Source organism: Alkalibacterium sp. m-11 (assembly GCF_054658155.1).
This window is the reverse complement of record NZ_BAAGIR010000212.1, coordinates 1-2,413: the sequence shown is the minus strand read 5'-3', so window position 1 is coordinate 2,413 and position 2,413 is coordinate 1. Positions and strand designations below refer to the sequence as shown.

Below are 2,413 nucleotides of genomic sequence, written 5' to 3'. Positions count from 1 at the left end.
TGCTTTTCTCTACCATACGTATAGTGTACCTTTAAATCCCCTCTCTTTTCAAATCAAGTGATAGTGATTAACGTTTGAGGTGATAGGCTTTCTAGCGGGTAAAACTTTATACTTTCCTATTCTACAATGAAAAATCGTCCTTTGGGATCCAGTTTCCCGTCATTGTAGCGCAGTCGATCATCCTTATTGGGCTGACAGATAAATGTCCGCTCTCCTGTTTCCGGATCGATACGGTAGATCCCGCTTTTTTCAGCAGACAAGAGCTTGCCTTCATTATCAAGAACCGCTGCTCCGACGGGGCCATCAGTTAAGTAAGTAGTCAATTCGGTTGTTTCCGGATTGAAACGATAGATGATTCCATCTGATATGGAAATAAAATACAGCTGCTGGTTCGATTCATCCCATACGGGCCCTTCAAGCAGTGCACTTCCGACATAGAAAATTAGTTCCGGTTCATATTTTAATTGTTCAGTCATTCTTGACATCCTTCCGGCTGATAGTTTCATGTAATATTTTCAATTCTAATCAATCTGTTTCTTCAATATTCAATTTTATTATACTCTTTTCCAGGTATACTAAGATTAAACTACGACAATGTGAATTGGAGTGCTTATATGACTAAAAATTATCCTGTTATTACATACAAGACAAACAGTCCGATATCCGTTTCTGTACTGACGGATCTATATGCCAGTGTCGAGTGGACCGGCTATACTGATCATCCGGACAAAATGGCCCGACTGCTTGACGGCAGTGCCTATCACAAGTCTGCCTGGCACGGCGATCGCCTTGTGGGACTCATCCGGGTGGTGATCGACCATGCATCGATTGTCTATATCCAGGATATCCTGGTCAGACCTGACTATCAGAGGTCAGGAATCGGTCGTAAACTGATGCAGTCTACGCTTGAAGCATTCGACTATATCAGGCAGACGGTTCTGATGACCGACGACAGCGAAGAAACTAAGGCCTTTTACCGATCTCTAGGGTTTATCTCTTCAAATGAACTCGGCGGTCTAGCTTTTGTAAAAATGAATGCGGACGCCTAGGCAGGCTGGACTTTCGGGTCTGATTCCTGTTTTCAGGAATATGGGCCCGTTTTTTTTCTGGCGACTCTTAAATCAATTACTTAGTTGCTTTACCATGGAAAATCTTTGCCTTCAATTTCCTCTATCCAGAATTGTCTCAGCGTTTGCTTCATTTCTTCAGACATAGGCACATCAGCCACTGACAGATTTCCTCTAACCTGCTCACTCGTCCGCATACCTGGGATAACCGTCGCTGTTTCCCGGTAAGAAAGAATATACTGAAGAGCTGCATCGATCATCGAGGCGTCCGGTCCAATAATTCCTCGGACTTTATCAACTAGCGCCCCTCTATATTCGATATCCGATTTGCTCCAGCGGCTCCTTACTCCTGTAAATGTACTGTCCGCATCATACTTTCCGGTCAGCCATCCCGAATCGAGCGGCACTTTGACTATCAGTCCTACTCCCTTATCATAAGCCGCAGTCATCTGTTCCAGAGGTTCCTGATAAAGGATGTTGAACATCACTTCGATAACGGTACTGTCCGATGTGGTGATGACTTCCTTCAGTTCTTCTCCTGTATCGACAGATGCACCATACGCTCGGATTTCCCCCTCTTTCTTAAGCTGCTTCAGCACATCAAACTGGGGAGAAGACCCGTTCAGATGGTCGAAGGGAGCATTGTGAAGCAGCAGACTGTCCAGATAATCGGTATTCAGACGCTTCAATGTGTCTTCTACTGAGTTGATCAAGTCACCCGGTTCAAAATTTGTCACCTTATCAGCCTGATGCCCGCACTTACTGCTGATGAGAACTTTGTTCCGTCTCCCTGAAAGAGCCTGACCTAAAATGCTTTCGCTTTTGCCGCCCCCCATATGTTGGCGCCGTATCAAAGAAATTGCATCACTGGTCCAATGCTTCGTGAACCAGACGAACTGCCTGTCAGTCACTCATTTCGGACCAGTCTGTTCCATTTCCTAACTGCCAGGCACCAAATTCTATTTCAGATACCTTAATTCCAGTAGTTCCCAACTGTCTTTTCTTCACCTGCATTCCCTCCTTAACATTTCCTTCCTGTTCATGATACCCCTCCATTAATCGAAGCGCCAGTTTCTACTATCAAACATCCCGATTAAATGAGAAACGATCCATTAGTTCCGGTTTGAATTACAAAATGAGAGAATTCTAATAATCTTTCAAAGATATTTACCCTATACCGATTAGGCGATTAATTTTCTTCTATCAGATTCTTCCTATTCTGCTATGTGTAAAATAGTTGTCGGAAAGTAAAATAGTAGGGCAAGAAATTAAAGTAGACAAAAAGAAAGAAGACCCTTAATCTAGAGATAACCACAAATCCAGAAAAGAGGTCTTCTTATGAATCA

At 43.4% G+C, this 2,413-nt stretch carries 3 protein-coding genes; 1 reads left to right on the top strand and 2 read right to left on the bottom strand.

The features are described 5' to 3' along the window. Nucleotides 1–116: 116 nt before the first annotated feature. On the bottom strand, nt 117–476 hold the full coding sequence (locus ACYQ2O_RS11730; protein ID WP_346024904.1) for an SMP-30/gluconolactonase/LRE family protein: 360 nt from the start codon (nt 474–476) through the stop codon (nt 117–119). A gap of 138 nt (nt 477–614) precedes the next feature. Between ACYQ2O_RS11730 and ACYQ2O_RS11725 the strand changes: the two genes are divergently transcribed. After that, complete coding sequence (locus ACYQ2O_RS11725) at nt 615–1,049, top strand: GNAT family N-acetyltransferase (RefSeq protein ID WP_346024903.1); 435 nt, start codon at nt 615–617, stop codon at nt 1,047–1,049. A gap of 89 nt (nt 1,050–1,138) precedes the next feature. Here ACYQ2O_RS11725 and ACYQ2O_RS11720 read toward each other — a convergent pair whose 3' ends face one another. After that, the gene (locus ACYQ2O_RS11720) at nt 1,139–1,903 is read right to left on the bottom strand and encodes an aldo/keto reductase (RefSeq protein WP_459796671.1); all 765 of its coding nucleotides are present in this window, start codon (nt 1,901–1,903) and stop codon (nt 1,139–1,141) included. Nucleotides 1,904–2,413 lie beyond the last annotated feature (510 nt).